Origin of the sequence: Bradyrhizobium sp. BRP19 (assembly GCF_020194195.1) — a bacterium.
Taxonomy (GTDB): Bacteria; Pseudomonadota; Alphaproteobacteria; order Rhizobiales; family Xanthobacteraceae; genus Bradyrhizobium; species Bradyrhizobium yuanmingense.
On the sequence record NZ_JADYVZ010000002.1, the window covers coordinates 744,060 to 766,386 of the forward strand.

Sequence of the window (22,327 nt, forward strand, 5' to 3'; positions counted from 1 at the left end):
GCTCAACGCATTGCGAGGCAGGCCGCGCCGCCGTAACTACGACGTGCACTGACAATCTGCGTTCAGTGGGGGAGTATGAGTCTGTTCAGCGCATTCAGCAGCATTGATGATTCGGTCCAGGCCCGAACGCCGACCGATACGGCGGTGAAGCGGCTGGACGGCATCGGCCACGTTCTCTCGGGTCTCGATATCTCGGCCATCCAGACGCAGGCCGACGTGAACCGTACGCTCTGGACGCTCGATGCCGCCAGCAAGTGCGTTCGCGCCGTGCTGGCGGAGTTCCGCACCCAGCCGGCCACCGAGCAGCTCGTCCGTAAATCCCGCAATCTGATCGACCTCATCGAACGCGCGCGTGACCAGGTCGGGAGCTTCGAAGCCAGCGACCCGGTCCTGAGCTGACTATTTCGTCCGATTGATCTTCGCCAGGATCCGGTCCGCCTCGGTGCGCCAGTCCGCACTGCGGGCGAATTCGCTGCTGCCCCTCAACCCGAACAGCCCCTCATCGGCGAGATCGGCCATCCAGGCCTGCCGCTCGGCCGTGCCTTGCGCCGACCACGGCGTCAGCCCCGCCTCGCGCACGGTCTTGGCGACCTCGCGCACCTCCTCGGCCCGGCGGCGGCCGTGCTCGATCACGCGCTGGAAGCAATAGGCGCCCAGCTCCTCCCAGTCGATCCCGGGGAACGTTTCCGCAAGCGAAGGCAGCACCGCATCCTCGACGCCATAGCCACGCGCCGTCGTGAAGCTCTCGATGACCATGGCCTCCAGGCCCTTGATCATGATGCTGCGGCACATTTTGACGGCCGAGGACACGCCGAGCTTGTCGCTGGCAACCTTGGCCGCGAAACCGATCGCGTTCAGCAGCGGCTCGAGCTCTCTCGCGCCGGGTCCGCCGAGCAGCAAGGGCACCTTGATGCGATAAGGCGGCACCGAGGTCATCACCGCGCCCTCGACATAGCGCCCGGCGGCACCGTCGATCAGCGCCGCCGCGCGCTGCTTGGCGCCGGGAGAGGCCGAGTTGAAATCGAGAAACCAGGTGCCCTGGTTGATCGCCGTCGCACAGGCCTCTGCGACCGGCACGGCCTGGCTCGCCGTGACGGCGGAGATGATGAAGTCGGATTTCGCGGTCAGCTCGGCGTGAGAGGTCGCAAGAGCGACAGCGAATTTCGCCGCATGCTCCTGCAGCGGCACACCCTGCTCGCCTCCGAGCTTGATATCGTAGGCTGAGACTTTGATGTCCTGCTGGCGCAAATCCTCAGCCAGTATCCTGCCGACCTCGCCATAGCCGACCAACCCGATCTGCCAGCGCCTGGGATCACCTGCCATCAGTTCAGCCCTCGTGTCGTCTCGTCGAAGAGTTCCTCTACCGCATAGCGGCGCGGGATCAGCGCCTGCTGGAATGCGTAGTCGACGATCAGCTCGAGCGGTTTTCTGTTGACCTCGATCCCGAACGGAACGAGGTCGGGCGTTGCCGCCGGCCCTGCCTGCGCCTTGCTCCGCTTCAAGAGATCATAAACGCCGGCGACCACGTCGGGGCGCGATTTCGCGAGGCTCTCGGTCACGACCACGAGATGGTTGATCGGGACCACGCCGCGCCGCGAATACCATCTGGAGGCTTCTGCGGCCGGATCGGGAAACAGCGGCTTCAGCTTGGGATCATCGGAGGTCTCGCCGAGGACGGCATCGAGCTCGCCGTCGAGCAACATCTGGAGGATCTTCTTGTCCTTCGGGGCGCGCTCCGTGGTGTCGACATACTCGGCGACGTGCGGATCCTCGAAGGTGATCCAGCGGATCCTGTCGAGATCGACGCCGTAATCGTTGGCGAGGATGCCCCTGATCCAGGCGCCCGTCGTGGTCGTGAAGGAGCGGATGCCGACACGCTTGCCTTCGAGATCGGTGGGCCCGAGCGTCCCATGCGTGGGATTATAGAGCGCGTAAGAATGCTGGAAGCGGCCGAGCATGGTCGCCGGCAGCAGCACCAGCGGCTTGCCGTGCGCTTTCGCCATCAAATAGGTGACGATCGCCATCTCGCAGACGTCAAAGGCCCGTTCGCGCACCATCGGCTTGAACGCCGTGTTGGTCGGCGTGTATTCGATGAAATCGAGATCGAACAGGTCGGAACGGAGCGCCCCGCTCTTCACCGCCTGCACATGGTGGTGACTGCCGAGTACGGCTTTCAGCTTGATTGTGCGGACCGGCTTCATGCCAGCTCGTCCGCAACCGTCGGAAACAGGCGCTGATAGGCCTCGCCATAGGTCATGGGAACACCGGTGTTGCGGCTGCCCTGGATGCCGCGGTTGAGCGCGACGCGCTCGTAATAGCCCCAGAGATGTTTTTGCGCAGCGAGAATCTGGAACGCCTCATACTTCTCCTTCCAGACTTCGTCGATCTTGAGGATGGTGTCGGGCTTGTAGTTACACTGCTCGGGCTGGTGCGGCTCGAACAGGAACACCGGCGGCGCCGAATATTTGTACGGCACGCCGGGCTTGTGGCCCATGGCCTGCGCGACCACGCGCGTCTCCTGCGCGAAATGCGCCGCGTTCGGATGGTCGAAATTATAGGGGTCTTCCAGCGCATGCGTCAGGACGAAGCTCGGATTGAGCTCGCGGTAGATATCCACCATGCGGTCGAAATGCGCCTCGGTGAGCTTCAGCGGATAGTCACCGCAATCGAAGAACTCGATTTCGGCGCCAAGCAGCCTGGCCGCCCGCTCCGCTTCGTCCTTGCGGCCGGCCTTGACCGATTCCAGCGTCGCACCCTGCTCCTTCCAGGCGAACTGGCTCTCGCCGCGCTCCCCGAAGGACAGGCACACGATCTTCACGCGATAACCTTTGTTCGCATGCAGCGCGATGGCGCCGCCGGCGCGCCAGACGAAATCGCCGGGATGGGCGGTGACGACGAGGCCTGTTTTCATGGGCTACTCCCTTTTGTTTCGTATGCATGCGTCCACAGCACATGTCCTCCCAGCGTGCCGGTCGCGATGACGTCGTCACGCCTCGAACCCGAACAGGCGCGCGGGATTGTCGACCAGAATCTTTGTCTGCAGCTCCGGCTCCGGCGCGAACAGCGGGATCAAATCGACGAGATCGCCGTCATTCGGCATCACCTTGACGTTGGGATGCGGCCAGTCCGTACCCCAGATGACGCGATCCGGCGCGGTCTCGACGATCTTTCGTGCGAACGGCACCGCATCGGTGAACGGCGGACCGATAGAGGACACCCGCTCCGAGCCGCAGATCTTCACCCAGCACTTGTCATCGCGCTGCATCAGCTCGATCAGGATCTTGAACGGCAGCTGGTCGAGCCCGTCTGCCGCCTTCACCCGGCCCATATGGTCGATGGTGTAGCTCAGCGGCAGGCTTGTCAGCATGTCGGCATATTCGGGCAAATCGACCGCATCGAAATGCAGGTCGACGTGCCAGCCGAGCGGCGTGACTATCGCGACGATGCGGTCGAACACGCGCTTGTCGGGGACGCCGCCGAGATGGCGGACGAAATTGAAGCGGCAGCCGCGAAAACCGCCCTCGTGCAGGACGCGCAGGTCGCGCTCGGTGATGGTGCCATCGATATTGGCGACGGCACGGTAGGCGCCATTGCTCTCAGCGATCGCATCGAGCGCCACCCTGTTGTCGGTGCCGTGCACGCTGGCATTGACGATGACGGCGCGCTCCACGCCGAGCTTGGCATGCAGGATGCGAAAATCCTCCAGCGGCGCATCCGGCGGCGTGTAGGAACGCTCCGGCGCGTAAGGGTATTTCGCGCCGGGCCCGAAGATGTGGCAATGCGCGTCACACGACAGCTTCGGCAGCCTGAACTTCGGCGTGCGCGTGTTCGGATCGGGCGGTGGAATGGTCGGCGTGTACATCATCGTCATGAGGTGAACCGCCGAAGCGAGATTTCTTGTTTCACGCCTTGCCGGCGACGACCGGCCGCCGCCGCGCCGGCGCGGCCTCATCCAGCGCCGGCGCCTGGAAGGCGGCGACGGTGGCCTGCACCAATTGTTCGATGGCGCAAGCGGCATCGCTGCCGTCGGCCTCGCCGCGCGACAGGCGCGACACGCGCTCCGGCGTCACCAGCGAATAATAGAGTGCGCCCAGCAGGAAATGGCTGCGCCAGACGATGTCCGTGCGCGGAATGTGCGGCAGGCTCTCGTGGACCGCGTCGATGAAGGCGTGGCTGGTGTCGTCGAAGGTCTGCGCGATGATCTTTCGCGCGACCTCGTTGCCTTCCGCCGACATCACCGCGCGCAGCCGCGTGAAGCGCGCTCCGCCACCGGCGAGATCGCTGCCCGAGGTGAAGGCCGGCACCACATAGGCGCGAACGATCGCCTCCAGCCGGTCCTGGAGATCGCGCACGCGCTTTGCGGCCGCGAGCAGCTCGGAACGGCGCAGATTCATCGGCCCGCAATGACGCCGGTAGATCTCCAGCAGCAAACCGTCCTTGGTCTTGAAATGATAGGTCACGCTGCCCGGATTTGCCCCGGCAGCTTGCGCAATGTCGCGCACCGATACGGCATTGAAGCCGTTGGTGGCGAACAGCTCCTCCGCGGCGGCGAGGATTGCCTCGCGCATGTTCGGCTTGCGGGCCGCTTCCTTGCTGGTGGGCTTGCGTACCATGAGATTTGTACTATCGTACAAAAGATCAGGTCTCGTCAACAAGAACGTGGCAATGGCGGGACGGCGCAGGCGCGTAAGCGCCGTTCAGTGACTGGCGCTCGCCCGCATCTTCTCCGGCGGTGCGGGACGCAGTCCGAGATCGCCCTCTCCGTCTCCCGACGGGATCAGGATGGCGCGGTCGCGCGGCAGCGCCTCCGGCATCTCGTCGCGGATGAAGGCGATGAGCTTCTCCCTGATCTCGCAGCGCAGGTCCCACGACTGCGGTGCGTTCCTGGCACTGACCAGCGCCCGAAGCTCGATGGTGCGCGAATCGGCATCGATCACCTGGAGATTCACCACCTCCCCGTCCCACAGCTTCGACTGCTTCACCGCCTCCTCCAGCCAGCGTCGGATGCGCGGGACGTCGGCGCGATAGTCGACATGCAGCGCGACGACGCCGATGAGGGATGCGGTGTCGCGCGTCCAGTTCTGGAATGGCTTTTCGATGAAGTAGGACAGCGGCACCACCATGCGGCGCCAATCCCACAGCCGGATCACGACATAGGTCGAGGCGATATCCTCGATCCAGCCCCATTCGTTCTCGATGATCACGGCATCCTCGATGCGGATCGGCTGGGTGATCGCGATCTGCAGGCCGGCGATCAGATTGCTCAGCAGCGGGCGCGCGGCAAGGCCGACGATGATGCCGGCAGCACCTGCGGAGGCGAACAGGCTGACTCCGTATTGCTTCACGGAGTCGAACGTCATCAGCGCGGCGGAGACCGTGATGATGACGATGATGGTGTCGGTGACGCGCTTGAACACGCGCACCTGCGTGACGTGCTTGCGCGCGACGAAATTCTCGGTGACATCGCGAAAGTTCTGCAAGTAGCGCGCCGCGCTCATGTCGACGATCCGGATCGAGATCCAGCCGATCAGCGCGATGAAGGCCACGACGAACAGCCGCGTCAGGGGGGTGCGGATCGTATCGTCGAGCGGCGCCAGCGGCAGCACCATTGCGACGGCGGCAAGGCAAAGCGCCATTTGCGCGGGGCCTGCCGTGCGCTCGATGAACACGCTCAAGAGCGGAAGCCGCGTTCCGAAAGCGCGGTTGAGAAGCCATGTGGCAACCCGGTAGACGAGCAGGGCAAGCAGGATCGCGCCGGCAACCAGGGTGAGGCCGATGAACCATGACGGTATCCAGCCGAACATCCTGTCGATATCGGCCGTCAGAGCCTGCCAATCCATGGATCGTCCCCATCATTGCACTCACGCAACCCGCACAACGCATCCCGGCCGGCTTCGCTCCCCCGCCCCGTGCAATGCAGCATCCCGCAGGTGCAACCGTCGCTGAGCTGCGCTAGGCTTGTCGCCATGACTCGACGAACCGGCAGCGCCGATCTTCCTCTTCACACCGGGCGGGTTCCGCCCTGGCTGGCAAGTCGCATGTCCTCGCTCGGGGCGATCGTCACCCAGGCGATCGTGCATCATTACGGCCGCGACGCATTTCTACAGCGCCTGTCGCATCCATTCTGGTTCCAGTCGTTTGGCGCCGTGATGGGAATGGACTGGCACTCCTCCGGCATCACCACCTCCGTGATAGGCGCGCTGAAGCGCGGGCTCGGACCGCTCCAGGACGAGCTCGGGATTTACGTCTGTGGCGGTCGCGGTCAGCATTCGCGCAAGACGCCGGACGAGCTGTTGCAGCTCGGCGACCGCGTCGGATTTGACGGCGTCAAGCTGACCCGGGCCAGCCGTCTGGTCGCCAAGGTCGACAGCGCCGCGGTCCAGGACGGCTTTGACCTTTACCTGCACGGCTTCTTCGTCACCACTGACGGCAAATGGACGGTGGTGCAGCAGGGCATGAACGGCGACAAGCGGCAGGCGCGGCGCTATCACTGGCACTCCGAGGCACTGAAGAGCTTTGTCGATACACCGCACAGCGCAATCGACGGGCCGCAGCAGGGGGAGATCGTCAATCTCACCGATCATCGCGCCGATCTATCTCGGACGGCACAGCTCGAGCTGCTCTCCGACCTCGGTCCGGATCGCATCGTCTCCGAATTCGAGCGGCTCACGGGGACCCCGTCCACGCCGGCGCAAGGCATGCTGCCGCATCTGATCATGCCTGCGCATCATGATGTGCGGCCGAAGGACGTGTTCGCGCGCCGCCTGCACGGCACGCTCGCCGCCGCAGCCGAACGCGGCCCGGCGGATTTTCCGGAGCTGCTGCTGACGCCGGGCGTCGGCGCGCGCACGGTGCGCTCGCTCGCGATGGTTGCCGAGGTCGTGCACGGCGCGCCCTATCGCTTCAGGGACCCCGCACGTTTCTCGCTCGCCCATGGCGGCAAGGACCGGCATCCCTACCCCGTTCCGATCAAGGTCTATGACGAGACCATCCGGGTGCTGAAGGGCGCGATCCGAAACGCGAAGCTCGGACGCGACGAGGAGATGCAGGCGATCAAACGCCTCGACGACCAGGCACGGCGGTTGGAGAGGACCGCGCGCGGCCCCTCAGTCGATGCTTTCATCGCCGGCGAGCGTGCGGCCTCACCGGAGCTCGATGGCCGTTCGGTGTTCGGCTGGGAGCGTGACCTTGCGCCCACAAAAAAGCGGACCGGCTGAACACCGGTCCGCAAGTCGGCGGAAGGAACGTCCTCTCAGGTCTCGTCGGCCTCCGGCTTCTCATCGAGCCGGTTTGCTGCGTGGTCCTGATATTGTTCGGTCTGGATGGACTTGCCGTCCATGCCACGAATGTCCGAATGCTGTTTCTTGTCGCGGTTGGACAGGACCATGTTGTCGCCGATCATCTCCTTCGGCACGTCGGTCAATGCGCCGGTGCCGTCGCCCTTGCCATGCATGCCCGATCTGAAGTGCGTCTTGCTGCCATGCCCACCAGGCATCAGTCTCTCCTCTCTTCCGATGATTTAGTGCTTCTGTTGTGCCGTCGTCGGTTTGGGCGGCTTGTGGCCGCTCTGGCCGGGATCGTTGTGCTTGTTGTGATCGCTCTCCTGGTTGAGACCGCCGCGGCTCACTGGAAACTCGCTGTGACGAGCTTCGGGGTTCGCACGATGGACGCGCGTGTCTTGCGGGTTATGACCGGCGGCCTGCTCGAGTTCTCGCGCATCCGGAACATCTGGCTTCCGCTCGAGGATGCGCACTTGCTGTTCGTGAGTCTTCTTGCCCTGCATTGTGGGCCTCCAATCTTACCGGCCTCTTCGGGGCGAACCGCTCCGCGCGACATCCTTGTCGATACCGCCACCGGCGTTCACGTCGTTTTCGACGTCGCCTTCGATCGTGTTCTCGCCCAAGACCTCCTCGAGGTCGTCAGGCGAAACGCCTGCCCTATTCACGCCCTTGGATCCGCCGATCAGGGGGTTGTCATGCAGGTCCTTCTCGGTCGGCGCGTACAGCTTGGGTTGCTTGTTGGTCATGTCACCTGCCTCCGCCCTTTCCGGCCTCGTCGTGCGTGTGATGGGAGTCGCGCTCGCCACCGCCGCCGGAAACCCGGCTGTGGCTGCGCTGCGGATCGTCCGCCGGCGGCTTCTTCACCTGAAGCGGTGCCTTCGCGTTCTCATGCGAGGCGCCGGGCCCACCCTGTCGAATGCTGTTCGGTGTCTTCGTGGATGTCGACATGAATGTCGTCCTCCTCAGCGATCTTGCTGATAGCCTTGGTTGGTCGTGTTCTGCTTGATGTTGCCCTGCTGTCCATGCTGATCTGGATTCTGTACACGCTCCTGACCGTGCGGCATCTGATCGGCGGACATCTGCTTGCGATCGCCGGTTCCCTTGCGGCTCTGATTGTCCGGTGGAACAGGTGGCATCTTGCTGGCCATGATCTGGTCTCCCGTTAAGACGTCGATCTGCGACATGCGCCCCAAGGAACTCCCCTCCGCGTCATGTCGGGATGACAACAGCACGAACGGCACACCGTTCCTGGCCGATCACAACAAGCAAAGATTTTCCGAAGGGCGCCGCCGACGTCAGTTTGCCGCGGTGAGGGAACGATCGCCCCTCGTTCCGCTGCGTGCAGTCGCCTCTGTTCCGCGGCCCTCTGCCGTGACGGGAAGCTTCGCGATCGCGCGCAAGCCCGGCCGCTTGCGCCAGCGGATTTCAGCGGCATCGACGGCAAGACTCAATTTCGGCCAACGCACGAACAGCGCCTCCAGCGCGCAGGCCGCCTCGATGCGCGCGAGCTGATGGCCGAGGCAGAAGTGGATTCCCGTGCCGAATGAGATATGGCGGTTCGGCTTGCGTTCGAGATCGAGGGTCTCGGGACGATCATGTACCGCGGGATCCATGTTCGCAGCGGCGAGCATCACCATGACGCGATCGCCCTTCTTCAGGCGCACGCCCTCGACCTCGACATCGCGCCGCACGTAGCGTGGCTTGGAGAATTGCACGGGCGAGACGAAGCGCAGAAACTCCTCGACCGCGAGCCCGACGCGGCTCCAATCCTGTTCCAGCCAGTCGCGCAGCTCGGGATTCCTGAGCAGCTCGTAGATGGAACCGCTGATGAGATGGGTGGTGGTTTCCGATCCCGCCCCGAGCAACAGAAACACCATCGAGACCATTTCATCCGGCGTGATCTGGCCGCCTTCGCGCTCGACCTGAATCAGCTCGGCAATCAGGCCCTCGCCGCCCTGGACACGCGCGATCTGCAACTGCTGCTCGAGGTAGGCGCGCATCTTGCGCACCGCGAACAGCAGGCGGAAGAAGCTGACGACATTCGTCAGCGAGGATATCGCGTTGGCCCAGGCGATGAATTTTGGACGATCTGCGAGCGGCAGGCCGAGCAGCTCCGAGATCACCGCGAGCGGCAGGATGCGCGCATAGCGCTGGACCAGATCGGCCGGGGATCCTTGCGCGAACAGCTCGTCGGCCAGACCGTCAGCGATGGCCCGGATGCGCGGCTCCATCGCAACGATCGCGCGGCGGCGAAACGCTTCGTCGACGATGCTGCGCAGCCGCGTGTGATCCGGCTCGTCCATCGTCAGCATGTTGTTGGCGATGGTCCTGACGAATCTCGGCATCCACCAGCGCAAGCCCGCGATGTCACCATCCTCCTTGCGCAAGGTGAAGGTCGCGCCGTCCTTCAGGACCTGCGCGGTGGCGTCATGGGTCGTGGTGATCCAGACATTGCCGACGATGGGAAACCGCGTCGCGACCACGGGTGCGGACATGCGCAATTTCGCGATCGCCTTGGGCGGATCGCGAAAGAAGGCCTCGCTGGTGAAATCGAGGCGCACTGTCATGGGATCACCGGAACGATTGGTGGCGTATCACCGAGATGGTGCGCGGCGCGGCCGGCGCAAGGGTGCGTCTGCTCGTCGGCCGCAGGCGTGGCGAGCCGCGCCTATCCGCGCCCGGAGGAGCGCTGGCCGCTCTTGCGCTGCTGTTGGGTGTAGGCGTCCCAATGGCTCCAGCTGCCGTTGCTGAGGCTCTGCAGGTCGGTTGCGAGTGGACGGCGCGTCCGTTTGTCGTGATCGGCGATGGCGCGCTCCGACTGTGCGATCTTGCGCTTGAGTTCCGCGATCGTCTTCTGCGTCTGGCCGTTGCGCTTCGAGGTGGCGATCTCGCCCATCGTGAAGCGCGCGGTCTCCAGCGCCTTCAGCTCGGCGCGGTTCTTCTTCAACTGAACCCGGTGCCAGGCGATGTTGCTGTCGCTGTCCGCAACCATGTGGGAACTCCGCTGATTCGGTCCCACATAGTATCGTGCGCCGAATCGGCGCCGCAACGCCCCGGCGGTGGCGAAAATGCGATCTTCTCGCGCAGAAATTCCGGATCTGGAGCCCCCGCAACGGGGCCCTAGATTCCTATTTGGGCGGGTCTTCTTGACGCGAACCGGTATCCACTTCGCTCGAAAACGCTTCAGCGCTCGGCGAAGGCCTTCTCTACCACGAACTGGGCAGGCTCGCCGTGATTGCCCTCGACGAAGCCGCGCTCACCCAGGAGGACGCGGGTGTCCGCCACAAGGGCCGGGCTGCCGCAGATCATGACGCGGTCATGGGCGGCTTCCAGCACCGGCAGGCCGATATCGGCGAACAGCTTGCCTGAGGTGATGAGATCGGTGATGCGGCCGCGATTGCGGAAGGGATCGCGCGTCACGGTCGGATAGTAGATCAGCTGGTTCTGGATGTACTCGCCAAGCAGCTCGTCCTTCGGCAGATGCTCGGTGATCATCTCGCCATAGGCGAGCTCCTTGACGTGCCGACAGCCGTGCAGCAGCACCACCTTCCCGAACCGCTCGTAGGTCTCGGGATCCTTGATCACGCTCAGGAACGGCGCAAGACCCGTGCCGGTGCCGATCAGGTAGAGGTTACGTCCCTCTTCCAGATTGTCGATCACCAGTGTGCCGGTGGCCTTGCGGCTGACGATGATCTCGTCGCCTTCCTTCAGATGTTGGAGGCGCGAGGTCAGCGGTCCGTCCGGCACCTTGATCGAGAAGAATTCCAGCGTGTCCTCGTAATTGGCGCTGGCGACGCTGTAAGCCCGCAGCAGCGGCTTCTCGCCGACCTTGAGCCCGATCATGGTGAATTCGCCGTTACGGAAGCGGAAGGTCGGGTTGCGGGTGGTCTTGAAGGAGAAGAGCGTATCGGTCCAGTGGTGGACGCTCAAAACGCTTTCTTGATTGAAATTGCTCATCTCACCTTCCCTGTCGCGTCGATTGCGGTTCCGAGGCCGGCAGCTATGCGTCGTTTGTACACGATCATTCGTATACTAATGAATAATCCGGCTTGATCCCGCGGTCAAGGCTGCCCAAGATCGGAAGCGTTGCAGTTAGGAATAAGGAGCCCCTTCCATGGCGCATGACGCACCCCAGGCCACCGGACCCTCGAAGCTGGTGATCCGCAATATCGGCCTGATCCTGTCCGGCGCTTTGGAAAAGCCGATCCTGGACGGCGACACCATCGTCGCCGAGAACGGCAAGATCAGCGCGATCGGCCGCTTCAAGGAGGTCAATACCGAAGGCGCCACCACCATCGTCGACGCCAACGGCACCACGGTGGCGCCGGGCCTGATCGACAGCCACGTCCACCCTGTCGCCGGCGACTGGACGCCGCGGCAGAACCAGATCAACTGGATCGACAGCTATCTGCACGGCGGCGTCACCACCATGATCTCCGCCGGCGAGGTGCACATGCCTGGCCGACCCCGCGACGTCGTCGGCCTCAAGGCCATGGCCGTGTTCGCCCAGCGCGCGTTCTGGACCTTGCGCCCCGGCGGCGTGAAGGTTCACGCCGGCGCGCCGGTGATCGAATGCGAGATGGTGGAAGAGGACTTCAAGGAGATGGCGGCCAACGGCGTCAAGCTGCTCGGCGAGGTCGGCCTCGGCGGCGTCAAGGACGGCCCGACCGCGCGGAAGATGGTCGGCTGGGCGCGCAAATACGGTATCCAGAGCACCATCCACACCGGCGGCCCGTCGATCCCCGGCTCCGGCCTGATCGACAAGGACGTGGTGCTTGAGGCCGACACCGACGTGGTCGGCCACATCAACGGCGGCCACACTGCTCTGCCCGACGACCAGATCCGCTGCATCTGCGAGGGCTGCAAGCGCGGCCTCGAGCTCGTGCACAACGGCAATGAGCGCTCGGCCCTGTTCACGCTGCGCACCGCCCGCGAGATGGGCGACCTGCATCGCGTCATCCTTGGTACCGACGCGCCCGCCGGCTCCGGCGTGCAGCCGCTCGGCATTCTGCGCATGGTCTCGATGCTGTCCTCGCTCGGCGACCTCCCGGCCGAGATCGCATTCTGCCTTGCCACCGGCAACACCGCCCGGATGCGCCAGCTCGACTGCGGCCTGATCGAGGTCGGCCGCTCCGCCGACTTCGTCATCATGGACAAGGCCCAGCACTCGCCGGGCAAGAACATCCTGGAGAGCGTTCAGCTCGGCGATCTCCCCGGCATCGGAATGACCATCATCGACGGCATCGTCCGCACCCAGCGCAGCCGCAACACGCCGCCCGCCGGCAAGGTGCCGGAGGTGGTGGCGAAGTGATGCAGCCGGAGCGGCCCGCCGCTCGCACCGTCCCTCGAAGGCATTGAACAAGTCGCAAGCCTGTTGCGTCTAACGCAGGCAGCCCTCGGCGGCGGCAGTTCATTGTTCGACCATCGAGGCTGACATGAAGGACCCATCACGGATAGCCGTGGGCGTCGCTGGCGCGGTGGCGGGCTATATCGCGATCTTTGTGCTGTTTTCTCTCCTCGATGTCGGCAACCGTGCGGACCCGATCACATCGGGTCTGCTGGGACTGTTCGTCTACTCGCCCACCGGTGCAATCGCCGGCGCGGTCCTCGCCAATTGGCTCGTGACGCGTTCAGGCAAAAATGCAGGGCAGGACGCAGGCGTCGGCGGCGTCGCGCGGAACAGCTTGAAGTCGCTCGGCATCGTCGCCCTGCTCTGCACCGCCGGCCTCGGCGCCTACATTGCGTACGCATACGCGACCGCAACGCCCTGGCTCAACCGCAACGGCGCCAATCCCCTGCTCGTGTTCGAGGTCCGCTTTCCGGCGGGAGCAACGGTGCCAACATCGGCGCAGGACATCACCATCGAACTGCAAACCGACATCAACACCATGCCGGGCGAAGTCAGTCCGGCCGCGTTCTATCGCGATGGCGACCAGGCGGTTATCGCCGGCGAAGTCGAGCTGGCGTTTCGAACCTCGCACCGGCAGCTCGCCATCAACATCCAGGGCCAGCCGAGCCGGATCTATCCGATCGATTTGACGGCCCGCGCGCCGCATACGCCGGAATTCGGAACGTGGCGGCGGCTTGGTGACGGCAGCGAAATCCGCTACCGCGCCAAATGGCCGGGAAAGACGTAAGAGATCAGCGCTTCTTCGCAATCTCACAGCGCACATAGGTCTGGCGCTTGGCCCGCCCAACTGGACCGTTGTCCATCACCAGCCTGCCATCCGCAGCGACGGAGACGCGAGGATTGGAGCGGAATTTTTCGCCCTCGCCTTCGCAGGCCAGCTTCATTTTCCAGCCGAGCCTTCCGTCGGCCGTGATCTGGCTGGCGCGGCACCGCGTCTCATACCAGTACAGGCGATTGCCGCCCTCGATGCTCATGCGGTTGGGACTGTCGTCGTCGCGACAGTCCTTTTTGGTCGAGGCCCAGAAGCCTTCGTAAGGCTGCGCCGCCAAGGCGGGAGCGCATTGGCCGGCGAGCACGGCACCAAGACTCAAGACAACCGCAAAGCGCGTCGCAACTCTCATGACCAAAACCTCGATAAACCCTTCATCAAGGTTAGTCGCCAGTTCCGGCACCTTGTTCAACTGCCGTAGGGTGGTCAAACGGCGCGAAGTGCCGTGCCCACGATTTTTGCGACTCGAGAAAGGATGGCGGGCACGCTTCGCTCTGCCCGCCCTACGAAACCTTCACCTGAGCTTGTTCAGCAGCATCATCAGCGTCTCGCGCTCTTTCGCCTCGAGCGGCGCCAGCGTCTCGCGGGTGATCGCCAGCGCGTTCGGCGCCAGCTTTTCGGCAAGCTGCTGTCCGGCGCGGGTCAGGCTCACCAGCAGGCGGCGGCCGTCCTCGGGATCCTGGCTCGTCTCGGTGAGGCCGCGCGCGGTGAGACGATCGATCACGCCCTTGATGGTCGCGACGTCCATCGCCGTCAGGCGCCCGAGCTGATTCTGCGAGCACGGCCCGGTCTCGGCCAGTTTCGACAGCGCCGCCCATTGCGTCGGCGTCAGATTGGTGCCGATGTCGCGGGCGAAGATCGAGCTGTGGCGCTGCCAGACCTGGCGCAGGATGAAGCCGACCTGTTCGTCGAGCACGTAAGGCGGTTTCGCCGGTTTGACACTTTTCTTTGCCGCAACGCTTCTCGCCATCCGTTCGCAGCCCTTCCCCTTGCCTCACAACGACAGATGCGCGTCGCGGATATCCGGGCGCGCGTCGAGCTCGGCCATGGTGCCGCCGAAGCAGATGCGGCCGCGCTCGATGATGTAGGCGCGATCCGAAATCAGCCCCGCGAAATGCAGATTTTGCTCGGAGACGACGATGCTGACGCCTTCCTTCTTCATGGTCAGGATGGCATCAACCATCTGCTCCACGATCTTCGGCGACAGGCCCTCCGACGGCTCGTCCAGCAGCACCAGCGAGGGATTGCCCATCAGCGTGCGCGCAATGGTGAGCATCTGCTGCTCGCCGCCGCTCATTCGTCCGCCCGGGCGGTTCTTCATCTCGCCGAGGTTAGGAAACAGCGCGAACAGCTTTTCGCGCGTCCAGTGCGGCGCATTCGGACGCTTCGGCTGGCGGCCGACTTCGAGGTTTTCCTCGACGGTCAGGTCCGTGAAGATGCGCCGCTCCTCCGGCACGTAGCCAAGGCCCTCGCGCACGATCTCGTGTGTCGGCTTCGACGAAACGTCCTTGCCCTCGAACGTGATGCGGCCGGAGCGCTGCGCGACGAGGCCGACGATCGACCGGAACGTCGTCGACTTGCCGGCGCCGTTGCGTCCCAGCAGTGCCACCACCTCGCCCTCGCCGACCTCGAAGCCGATGTCGAACAGGATATGCGCCGGACCATAATGGCTGTTGAGGTCCTGCACCGTGAGCTTCATGTGGAGGCTCCCTCGCGGTGGCGGGAATCGTAGACCAGGCCCTCGCCGAGATAGACCGCCTGCACCTGGGGATTGCCGCGCACTTCCGCCGGCGAGCCCTCCGCGATCAACGTCCCGCGGTTGAGCACGAGGATGCGATCGGCATGCTCGAACACCACGTCCATGTCGTGCTCGGTGAAGAGCACGCCGATGGATTTTTCTCGGGCAATGCGCGCGGTCAGCCGCATCAATTCGACGCGCTCGCGCGGTGCCATTCCGGCCGTCGGCTCGTCCATCAGCAGCAGTTTGGGCTGGTTGGCGAGCGCAACCGCAAGCTCGAGCCGCTTGAGATCGCCATAGGCAAGCTCGCCGCAGGGCCGGTCCGCATAGCCGCCCATGCCGACCAGCTCGAGCAGGCGGCCGGCCTCGTCGCGATCGAACTTCGGCGCCGAGCCGAACAGATTGAACAGCTGCTTGCCGTGCGAGATCAGCGCGACCTGCACGTTCTCCCGCACGGTCATGGTGGCGAAGGTCGCGGTGATCTGGAAGGTGCGGCCGACGCCGAGCCGCCAGACCTCACGCGGCTTCCGGCCGGTGATCTCCTCGCCAAGCAGGCGAACGTGGCCGCTATCAGGCATGTTCTGGCCGTTGAGCATGTCGAAGCAGGTGCTTTTTCCAGCGCCGTTCGGCCCGATCAGCGCCAGGATCTCGCCGGCCCGCAGCGAGAACGAGACGCCTCGCACGGCATGGATGCCGCCATAGGATTTGGTCAGGCCTTCGACCGCGAGAAGTGGAGGTGCGACGCTCATTCGGCAGACTCGATCGGCTTGGCGAGCAAAGGTGATCCCGGCGGCGATGCTTTCTTGCGGCGCTGCGCCAGCATCTCCAGCGTGCCGACGATGCCCTTGGGGAAGACGACGACGATCAGCATGATGAAGCCGCCGAGCACGAGCTTCGACAGATCGGTCTGGCTCACCAGCCAGATGTTCAAAGCCTTGTAGACGATGGCGCCGATCACCGCGCCCGAGACCGTCTCGACGCCGCCGAGCAGCACCATGACCAGCGCGTCGACCGAGAGCGAGATGCCGAGATTGTCGGGGAACACGCTGCCCTTCAGGTAGGCAAACAGCGCACCGCCGATGCCGGCGGTCGTGCCGGCGATCACGAAGGCGGTCCACTGGATGCGCTTGGCATCGATGCCGATGGCTTCGCTGCGCAAAACCGAGTCGCGCGTGGCACGAAGCGCGTAGCCGAACGGCGAGAACACCATGGCCCGCAGCGCGACAGTCACCAGCGCCGCGACGCCGAGCGAAAGCCAATAGAAGCGCGACGGACTTGCCGCCCAGCTCGATGGCCAGAGGCCGAGAATGCCGTTGTCGCCGCCGGTCACGTCCACCCACTGGAACGCGATCGACCAGACGATCTGCGCGAAGGCAAGCGTCAGCATTGCGAAATAGACGCCGGAGAGCTGCACCGCGAAGAAGCCGAACACGGCCGCACCCATGCAGCCGAGCAGCGGCCCGAGCAGCAGGCAGACGATCATCGGCAGTCCCGCCATCTTGGCGAGGAAGGCGATGCCATAGGCGCCCAGGCCAAAATAGGCGGCGTGACCGAACGAGGCGAGCCCGCCGACCGACATCAGGAAGTGCAGGCTGACGGCGAAGATCACGAAAATCGCGATCTCCGAGCCCACGGTCAGCAGATAGTTGCCGGCGAACAGCGGCAGCATGGCCGCGACGATCAGCGCCGCAAGCGCCATCAGCCGCTCGTTCGAGGTCAGCGGCCGCCAGGGATTGACGGTGAGACCCGGCGTCTTGCGCGCGGCCGCCTCCGGCTTGCCGAACAGGCCCCAGGGACGCACGATCAGCACCACCGCCATGACCAGGAAGACGAGAATGATCGAGATCTTCGGGAAGATCAGGATGCCGAAGGCATTCAGCTCGGAGACCAGCACCGCCGCGACGAAGGCGCCGACGATGCTGCCGAGGCCGCCGATCACGACCACGACGAAGACCTCGACGATGATCCGCAGGTCCATGGCGTGATGCACGGCATCGCGCGGGATCTGGAGCGCGCCGCCGAGCGCTGCGAGGAAGACGCCGACGGCGAACACCGACGTGAACAGCCACTTTTGGTTGACGCCGAGCGCGGCCACCATGTCGCGATCCTGCGTCGCCGCGCGCACCAAGACGCCCCAGCGCGTGCGCTGGAACAGCAGCCAGAGAATGCCGAGCACGACCGGTCCGAGCACGATCAGGAACAGGTCGTAGCTCGGAATGTTCTGGCCGAAGAAATCGATCGCGCCCCTGAAGCCCGGCGCGCGGCGGCCGACGAGATCGTCGGGCCCCCAGATCAGCACGACGAGATCCTCGACCATCAAGGTCAGGCCGAAGGTCGCGAGCAGCTGGAACAGCTCGGGCGCATGATAGATGCGCCGGAGCAGCACCATCTCGACGATGACGCCGATCAGCGCCACCGCGAACGCGGCCAGCACGATGCCGCCCCAGAAGCCGAACGCGCCGGACAAGCGCTCGGTCAGCGTGAAGGCGATGTAGGCGCCGATCATGTAGAAGGCGCCATGCGCGAAATTCACGATCCGGGTCACGCCGAAGATGATCGACAGGCCCGAGGCCACCAGAAACAGCGACGCTGCGCTGGCGAGACCGGTCAGAAACTGTACGACGTAAAAGGCCATCGGCGGTCCGGGTTGGTTAGGTCTCGGTGCTGGTCTTCATCCTTCGAGACGGCGCTCCGCGCCTCCTCAGGATGAGGTCCGGGACCCTCATGGTGAGGAGCGCGGCGACGCCGCGCGTCTCGAACCATGAAGGCCCCGGTCTCTGTTGTATCAATCCTTCGGACGCAACTTCGCGACTTCGGCATCGCTGGGCAGATAGTCCGCGCCTTTCTTGTAAGACGAGTCCACCATCACGCCCTTGCCGTCCTTCAGCGCGGTCTTGCCGACGAAGGCCCCGAGCGTCGACTGGTGGTCGATCTTGCGGAAGGTGATCTCGCCGAACGGCGATGGCATCGTAAGCCCCTCCGCCGCGGCAATCAGCTTCTCCGGATCGGTCGAGCCAGCCTTCGTCAGGATCGCGGCGGCCGACTTGATGGTCTGGTAGCCGACGATCGAGCCGAGACGCGGATAATCGTTGTACTTGGCCTGGTACGCCTTCAGGAACGCATCATGCTCTGGCGTCTTGATCGAGTACCAGGGATAGCCGGTGACGATCCAGCCCTCCGGCGTCTCGTCCTTGAGCGGGTCGAGATATTCGGGCTCGCCGGTGAGGAAGGAGACGACCTCGCGCCCCTTGAACAGGCCGCGGGTGTTGCCTTCGCGCACGAGTTTGACGAGATCCGCGCCGAACGTGACGTTGAGGATCGCTTCCGGGTTGGCGGCGGCAACCGCCTGCACCACCGGGCCGGCGTCGATCTTGCCCTGCGGCGGCCATTGCTCGTCGACCCACTGGATGTCGGGCCGCTTCTCCGACATCAGCTTCTTGAACACCGCGACCGCCGACTGGCCGTATTCGTAGTTCGGCGCTATCGTCGCCCAGCGTTTCGCCGGCAGCTTGCTGGCAGCTTCCACCAGCATCGCCGCCTGCATGTAGTTGGAGGGACGCAGGCGGAAGGTGTACTTGTTGCCCTTGGACCAGGTGATGGCGTCCGTGAGCGGCTCGGCCGCGAGGAAGAAGACCTTCTTCTGGTTGGCGAAGTCAGAGACCGCAAGACCGATGTTCGACAGGAACGTGCCGGCGAGCATCGCGACGCCCTCGCTCGAGACGAGCTCGTTAGCCGCGGTCTGCGCGTCCGCCGGCTTGCCGCCGTCGTCCTTGGAGATGACGACGAGCTTCTTGCCGTTGATGCCGCCGGCCGCGTTGACTTCCTCGACCGCAAGCTGCCAGCCCTTGCGATAGGGCTCGGTGAATGCCGGCAGCAGCGAATAGCTGTTGATCTCGCCGATCTTGATGTCCTGCGCCAGGGCCGAATGGGCCATGCCGCCTGCCAGAAGCGCGAAGGCCGCGCCGACGATAGTATTTCTTGCTCGCATCCCAACCTCCAATTTGAACTCGCTTACGACTTCTATCTCAGACCGTCTTCGCCCTTGATCTCCGCGACCGTGAGCCCGCCGACGCGCGGCAGCGGACGGCCGCTGTCGGTGACGGCGACCGCGACCATGATCTCGTTGGCGCGCGGCGCATCGTTGATCTGTACCTCCATCCCGTCGAAATGGCTGCGGACGAAGGCTGCGTCCTTGTGCCCCAGCGGAATGTCCAGGGTCGTGCCGGGGCCGCTGCGCTTCTTCGAGGACGGGATCAGCGCCGCGCCCTTGCCCAGAACCTTGCGCACCGGCGCCCCCATCTTGGGGTGGAGGATGGCGGCGGCGTGCTCCAGCTCGCCGTTCTCGCCGACAGCCGCGGCCTTGCCGTAGCTGTGCGCCTTGGCACCATCGATGCCGAGCGCCGCCACCGCGCGCTTCGACAGGAGCTCGCCCAACTCCTCGCCGATCGCGATCAGCGGCGAGAGATCCTCGACATATTTTCCGGCGAAAGGATTTTCGATCACGGCGATCGCGGCGGCACGCCGGGTCGGCGGCGACACCTGGCGTCCCATCTCCATCTGCGTCTCTTCGACGACGGTGACGATCTTGCGGATGATCGCGCTCATGTTTCGCTTCCCTGTTCAGGCATGGACCGCGTTCTCCAGCACACGCGGGCGCGATCGTTGCTCTTCTATATCCTTTGTTCCGATGACAAGCATATCACCACGAAGCCGCAGCACGGCACCTTCGATCAGTCCGCGATCGAACAATTGCCGTGCACATTCCGCGCCAGATTCAAGCGCGGCGGCGATCTCATCGTGAGACAGCTCGCCGACACCGCGCGTCACGAGGCGCGCGCCCAGATCGCTGTCGGGCTGAAGCTCGTTCGCAGGCTGTCGGATGATTGCGGGATGCCCGGGCAGATCGACGGCATTGGCGATCACGGTCGCGGCCGCATCGGCCTGCGAAGCGGTTGCGGCCAGCACGGTCACGGCATCGGCGATCCCGAGCGAAAAGCTGCGGCCGTGCCGACCGCTGGTCGCGACGCCCCGCACCGGATCGTCCGCATCGATCCGCATCCTCCGCATCACGCCGTCGTGGTCGGGACGATCCATCAGGCCGACCGAAAAATGCTCGCCCACACCGAGATGCAGCGCGATGTCGCCCCCATTGTTGACGTAAATCCGATCGAGCGGTGCAGCGCGCAGCATCGCGGCCAGAATCTCCTCCGCGACGCTGCCGGCAACGGCCGCCATCGGCGTGATGAAGCAATCGGCGGCATAAGGCGCGACGGCAGCGTGCATGCGGCGGGCGACAACGCCCTTCAGCGAGGTCTTCTCCTCGACCGCCGTACGCAGCCCTGGCAATTCCGCGCAAAGCTCGTCGAGCAATCCAGTGAACCGCAGCGCCGCAGCCTCATAGGCGACCCGCACCGCATCCGTACGTCCCCTCGCCTCCACGATCAGATCGATCGGTCCATCCTGCAAATGCAGCCGCCGGCCATCAGACAGCAATGCGATTTGCGGGCGCCTGGTCATGTGCGAGGCCCCGGAATCGGGTTCCGCCAGGGCAATTGGCGGACATCGTCGCCGCTCTGCACCTCGGAGAGCGGCTTCACATAATCCATGTGGCCACCGAGCGCGGCATAGTCGGACAGCTTCATGGTGAATTCGATCGGCGCGACCAGGGCCGGTGTCGGCACATAGCCGAACGCGCCTGACGGCATCTGCGTCACGTCGACCATGTAGGTGATGCCGCCGCCGGGCCAGACATAGACCGGCGCGCCGCCGCTGGTGACGCGCGTCAGCGCATCCTTCACCGAGCGCGTCAGCCGCACCGGGTTGTCGGTGACGCCAGCGCGCAAGGAGCCGCCCGCGCCCGCCATGAACAACACCGTGCACAACGCGGGCTCGCAATTTTCCTGGATGCGCTCGACCGAGAACTTCAAGTCGTCAGGCATCTCGGTCTCGACCGGCTTCAAGGCCTGGTCGAGCACGTAATAGGACGAATGCTCTCCGGTGGTGGAGACCATCAGCATGGTCAGACCGGGCTTTGCTTCCTTGGCATCGAACGGGCCAAGGATCGACAGGGGATCTGAGATGTTGGTGCCGCCCCAGCCCGTGCCTGGATCGGCCACCTGGAAATAGCGGCCGGGCGTCGAGCGACGGCCCTTCATCTTGATGCCGGTGTCGGCGATGTCGAGCAGCTTGCCCGCTTGATGCTCGCTGAGCACGCCGGTGATGTGGTCATCGACCACGACGACTTCGTCCACCTTGCCGTGCCATTGCTTGGCGAACATGCCGATCGTCGCCGAGCCGCAGCCGACGCGCATGCGCTCTTCCTTCACGCCGTTGACGATCGGCGGCTGCCCGGCCTGCACCACCACGGTGGCGCCGCCATCGATGGTGAGCTCGACCGCCTTGCAATTGGCGAGGTCCATCAGCGTGTCGCAGGTAACGCGGCCCTCCTTCTTGGAGCCGCCGGTGAGATGATGCACGCCGCCGAGCGAGAGCATCTGCGAGCCGTATTCGCTGGTCGTGACGTGGCCGACCGCCTCGCCCTGCGCGCGCACGGTCGCGGTCTCCGGGCCGAGATAGCGGTCGGTGTCGATCTTCACCTTGATGCCGCAATAGGAGAAGATGCCCTCGGTGACGACCGTCACCATGTCGACGCCGTCGACCTCCGCAGAGACGATGAACGGCGCCGGCTTGTAGTCGGGATAGGTCGTGCCTGCCCCGATCGCCGTCACGAAAGTCGAGGGCTCGTGGACGATCTTGCCGTCCCAGTCCTCGGTGCGGCTGAACGGGACGAGCTTGCCGCCGTGAGAGACGGTGCGCTCCAGGATGACATGCGGATCGACGCGGACCAGCTTGCCGTCGTGATTGGCATAGCGATCGCAGGCCCCCGCCGCGCCGGGCTTGATGTAGCACATCACCGGACAAGCATCGCAGCGGATCTTGTCGATGACGGCGCTCGTCGTTTCTGTCACCATGTCGGAGCCGGCGGACACCGCTGTTATCATTCGTATACGAACGATGTTGCGCGCGCTGCCCCGGGGCTGTCAAGCGGCGGTGCAGCGCAAAAGATGCCACTGCCGCATAAAACCTCATTTGCCTATCCGCCCTGTCCACAAAGAAGGCAACCGCGCTGC

27 protein-coding genes are annotated in these 22,327 nt (G+C 64.6%); 4 read left to right on the forward strand and 23 right to left on the reverse strand.

Going from position 1 to position 22,327, the window contains the following annotated elements; all coding sequences use genetic code 11:
- Positions 1 to 75 precede the first annotated feature (75 nt).
- Complete coding sequence (locus tag I6F36_RS09370) at positions 76 to 399, forward strand: hypothetical protein (RefSeq protein ID WP_085972019.1); 324 nt, start codon at positions 76 to 78, stop codon at positions 397 to 399.
- Here I6F36_RS09370 and I6F36_RS09375 read toward each other — a convergent pair whose 3' ends face one another.
- The 6 genes from I6F36_RS09375 to I6F36_RS09400 all read right to left on the reverse strand — a co-directional run bounded on the left by I6F36_RS09375 (position 400) and on the right by I6F36_RS09400 (position 5,840).
- On the reverse strand, positions 400 to 1,323 hold the full coding sequence (locus I6F36_RS09375) for an NAD(P)-dependent oxidoreductase (RefSeq protein ID WP_225171324.1): 924 nt from the start codon (positions 1,321 to 1,323) through the stop codon (positions 400 to 402).
- Positions 1,323 to 2,201 carry a hypothetical protein gene (locus I6F36_RS09380; protein ID WP_225171325.1) on the reverse strand — a complete coding sequence of 293 codons (879 nt, stop codon included), beginning with the start codon at positions 2,199 to 2,201 and terminating at the stop codon, positions 1,323 to 1,325. The genes I6F36_RS09375 and I6F36_RS09380 overlap by 1 nt, the downstream gene beginning before the upstream one ends.
- Complete coding sequence (locus tag I6F36_RS09385) at positions 2,198 to 2,911, reverse strand: PIG-L deacetylase family protein (RefSeq protein WP_225171326.1); 714 nt, start codon at positions 2,909 to 2,911, stop codon at positions 2,198 to 2,200. Before I6F36_RS09385 ends, I6F36_RS09380 begins: the two co-directional genes overlap by 4 nt.
- 75 nt (positions 2,912 to 2,986) lie before the next feature.
- Positions 2,987 to 3,871, reverse strand: coding sequence for an amidohydrolase (locus I6F36_RS09390; protein ID WP_225171327.1), 885 nt, complete (start codon positions 3,869 to 3,871; stop codon positions 2,987 to 2,989).
- Between the two features lie 31 nt (positions 3,872 to 3,902).
- Positions 3,903 to 4,613 carry a TetR/AcrR family transcriptional regulator gene (locus tag I6F36_RS09395; protein ID WP_036001304.1) on the reverse strand — a complete coding sequence of 237 codons (711 nt, stop codon included), beginning with the start codon at positions 4,611 to 4,613 and terminating at the stop codon, positions 3,903 to 3,905.
- Between the two features lie 84 nt (positions 4,614 to 4,697).
- Entirely contained in the window at positions 4,698 to 5,840 is a 1,143-nt protein-coding gene (locus I6F36_RS09400) for a mechanosensitive ion channel family protein (RefSeq protein WP_036001308.1), read from the reverse strand.
- Between the two features lie 126 nt (positions 5,841 to 5,966).
- Here I6F36_RS09400 and I6F36_RS09405 point away from each other — a divergent pair, with 126 nt between their 5' ends.
- Entirely contained in the window at positions 5,967 to 7,217 is a 1,251-nt protein-coding gene (locus I6F36_RS09405) for a DUF763 domain-containing protein (protein WP_225171328.1), read from the forward strand.
- 35 nt (positions 7,218 to 7,252) lie between these two features.
- Here the strand turns inward: I6F36_RS09405 and I6F36_RS09410 are convergent, their stop codons facing one another.
- From I6F36_RS09410 to I6F36_RS09445, 8 genes are all read right to left on the reverse strand, one after another.
- On the reverse strand, positions 7,253 to 7,495 hold the full coding sequence (locus tag I6F36_RS09410) for a hypothetical protein (RefSeq protein WP_036001316.1): 243 nt from the start codon (positions 7,493 to 7,495) through the stop codon (positions 7,253 to 7,255).
- A 24-nt stretch (positions 7,496 to 7,519) separates the two neighbouring features.
- Entirely contained in the window at positions 7,520 to 7,783 is a 264-nt protein-coding gene (locus I6F36_RS09415; RefSeq protein ID WP_036001319.1) for a hypothetical protein, read from the reverse strand.
- 15 nt (positions 7,784 to 7,798) lie between these two features.
- A complete protein-coding gene (locus I6F36_RS09420; RefSeq protein ID WP_225171329.1) occupies positions 7,799 to 8,026 on the reverse strand; it encodes a hypothetical protein in 228 nt (75 codons plus the stop codon).
- 1 nt (position 8,027) lies between these two features.
- A complete protein-coding gene (locus tag I6F36_RS09425) occupies positions 8,028 to 8,228 on the reverse strand; it encodes a hypothetical protein (RefSeq protein WP_036001325.1) in 201 nt (66 codons plus the stop codon).
- Positions 8,229 to 8,242: 14 nt separating this feature from the next.
- A complete protein-coding gene (locus tag I6F36_RS09430) occupies positions 8,243 to 8,428 on the reverse strand; it encodes a hypothetical protein (protein ID WP_225171381.1) in 186 nt (61 codons plus the stop codon).
- 147 nt (positions 8,429 to 8,575) lie between these two features.
- Positions 8,576 to 9,847, reverse strand: a complete 1,272-nt coding sequence (locus tag I6F36_RS09435) for a cytochrome P450 (RefSeq protein ID WP_225141457.1) — start codon at positions 9,845 to 9,847, stop codon at positions 8,576 to 8,578.
- A gap of 101 nt (positions 9,848 to 9,948) precedes the next feature.
- Complete coding sequence (locus tag I6F36_RS09440; RefSeq protein WP_036001330.1) at positions 9,949 to 10,272, reverse strand: hypothetical protein; 324 nt, start codon at positions 10,270 to 10,272, stop codon at positions 9,949 to 9,951.
- A 191-nt stretch (positions 10,273 to 10,463) separates the two neighbouring features.
- Positions 10,464 to 11,237 (reverse strand): ferredoxin--NADP reductase, encoded by a 774-nt coding sequence (locus I6F36_RS09445; RefSeq protein ID WP_225171330.1) that lies wholly within the window; start codon positions 11,235 to 11,237, stop codon positions 10,464 to 10,466.
- Positions 11,238 to 11,394: 157 nt separating this feature from the next.
- Here I6F36_RS09445 and I6F36_RS09450 point away from each other — a divergent pair, with 157 nt between their 5' ends.
- On the forward strand, positions 11,395 to 12,591 hold the full coding sequence (locus tag I6F36_RS09450; protein WP_036001335.1) for an amidohydrolase family protein: 1,197 nt from the start codon (positions 11,395 to 11,397) through the stop codon (positions 12,589 to 12,591).
- A gap of 124 nt (positions 12,592 to 12,715) precedes the next feature.
- Positions 12,716 to 13,417, forward strand: coding sequence for a hypothetical protein (locus tag I6F36_RS09455; protein ID WP_225171331.1), 702 nt, complete (start codon positions 12,716 to 12,718; stop codon positions 13,415 to 13,417).
- 4 nt (positions 13,418 to 13,421) lie between these two features.
- On the opposite strand, the gene I6F36_RS09460 is transcribed toward I6F36_RS09455, so the two are convergent.
- The 9 genes from I6F36_RS09460 to I6F36_RS09500 all read right to left on the reverse strand — a co-directional run bounded on the left by I6F36_RS09460 (position 13,422) and on the right by I6F36_RS09500 (position 22,168).
- Positions 13,422 to 13,811, reverse strand: coding sequence for a hypothetical protein (locus tag I6F36_RS09460; RefSeq protein WP_225171382.1), 390 nt, complete (start codon positions 13,809 to 13,811; stop codon positions 13,422 to 13,424).
- 162 nt (positions 13,812 to 13,973) lie between these two features.
- A complete protein-coding gene (locus tag I6F36_RS09465; RefSeq protein ID WP_036001344.1) occupies positions 13,974 to 14,429 on the reverse strand; it encodes a MarR family winged helix-turn-helix transcriptional regulator in 456 nt (151 codons plus the stop codon).
- Between the two features lie 24 nt (positions 14,430 to 14,453).
- Positions 14,454 to 15,158 carry an ABC transporter ATP-binding protein gene (locus tag I6F36_RS09470; protein ID WP_225171332.1) on the reverse strand — a complete coding sequence of 235 codons (705 nt, stop codon included), beginning with the start codon at positions 15,156 to 15,158 and terminating at the stop codon, positions 14,454 to 14,456.
- On the reverse strand, positions 15,155 to 15,946 hold the full coding sequence (locus tag I6F36_RS09475; RefSeq protein WP_109144118.1) for an ABC transporter ATP-binding protein: 792 nt from the start codon (positions 15,944 to 15,946) through the stop codon (positions 15,155 to 15,157). The genes I6F36_RS09470 and I6F36_RS09475 overlap by 4 nt, the downstream gene beginning before the upstream one ends.
- Positions 15,943 to 17,832: an ABC transporter permease gene (locus I6F36_RS09480; protein ID WP_057028848.1), complete on the reverse strand. Its 1,890-nt coding sequence runs from the start codon at positions 17,830 to 17,832 to the stop codon at positions 15,943 to 15,945. Before I6F36_RS09480 ends, I6F36_RS09475 begins: the two co-directional genes overlap by 4 nt.
- A gap of 150 nt (positions 17,833 to 17,982) precedes the next feature.
- The gene (locus I6F36_RS09485; protein WP_036001355.1) at positions 17,983 to 19,185 is read right to left on the reverse strand and encodes an ABC transporter substrate-binding protein; all 1,203 of its coding nucleotides are present in this window, start codon (positions 19,183 to 19,185) and stop codon (positions 17,983 to 17,985) included.
- A 32-nt stretch (positions 19,186 to 19,217) separates the two neighbouring features.
- Entirely contained in the window at positions 19,218 to 19,802 is a 585-nt protein-coding gene (locus tag I6F36_RS09490) for an amino acid synthesis family protein (protein ID WP_025035619.1), read from the reverse strand.
- A gap of 15 nt (positions 19,803 to 19,817) precedes the next feature.
- A complete protein-coding gene (locus tag I6F36_RS09495) occupies positions 19,818 to 20,714 on the reverse strand; it encodes a UPF0280 family protein (protein ID WP_225171333.1) in 897 nt (298 codons plus the stop codon).
- Positions 20,711 to 22,168 (reverse strand): 6-hydroxynicotinate reductase, encoded by a 1,458-nt coding sequence (locus tag I6F36_RS09500; protein WP_225171383.1) that lies wholly within the window; start codon positions 22,166 to 22,168, stop codon positions 20,711 to 20,713. The genes I6F36_RS09495 and I6F36_RS09500 overlap by 4 nt, the downstream gene beginning before the upstream one ends.
- Positions 22,169 to 22,327: the final 159 nt, after the last annotated feature.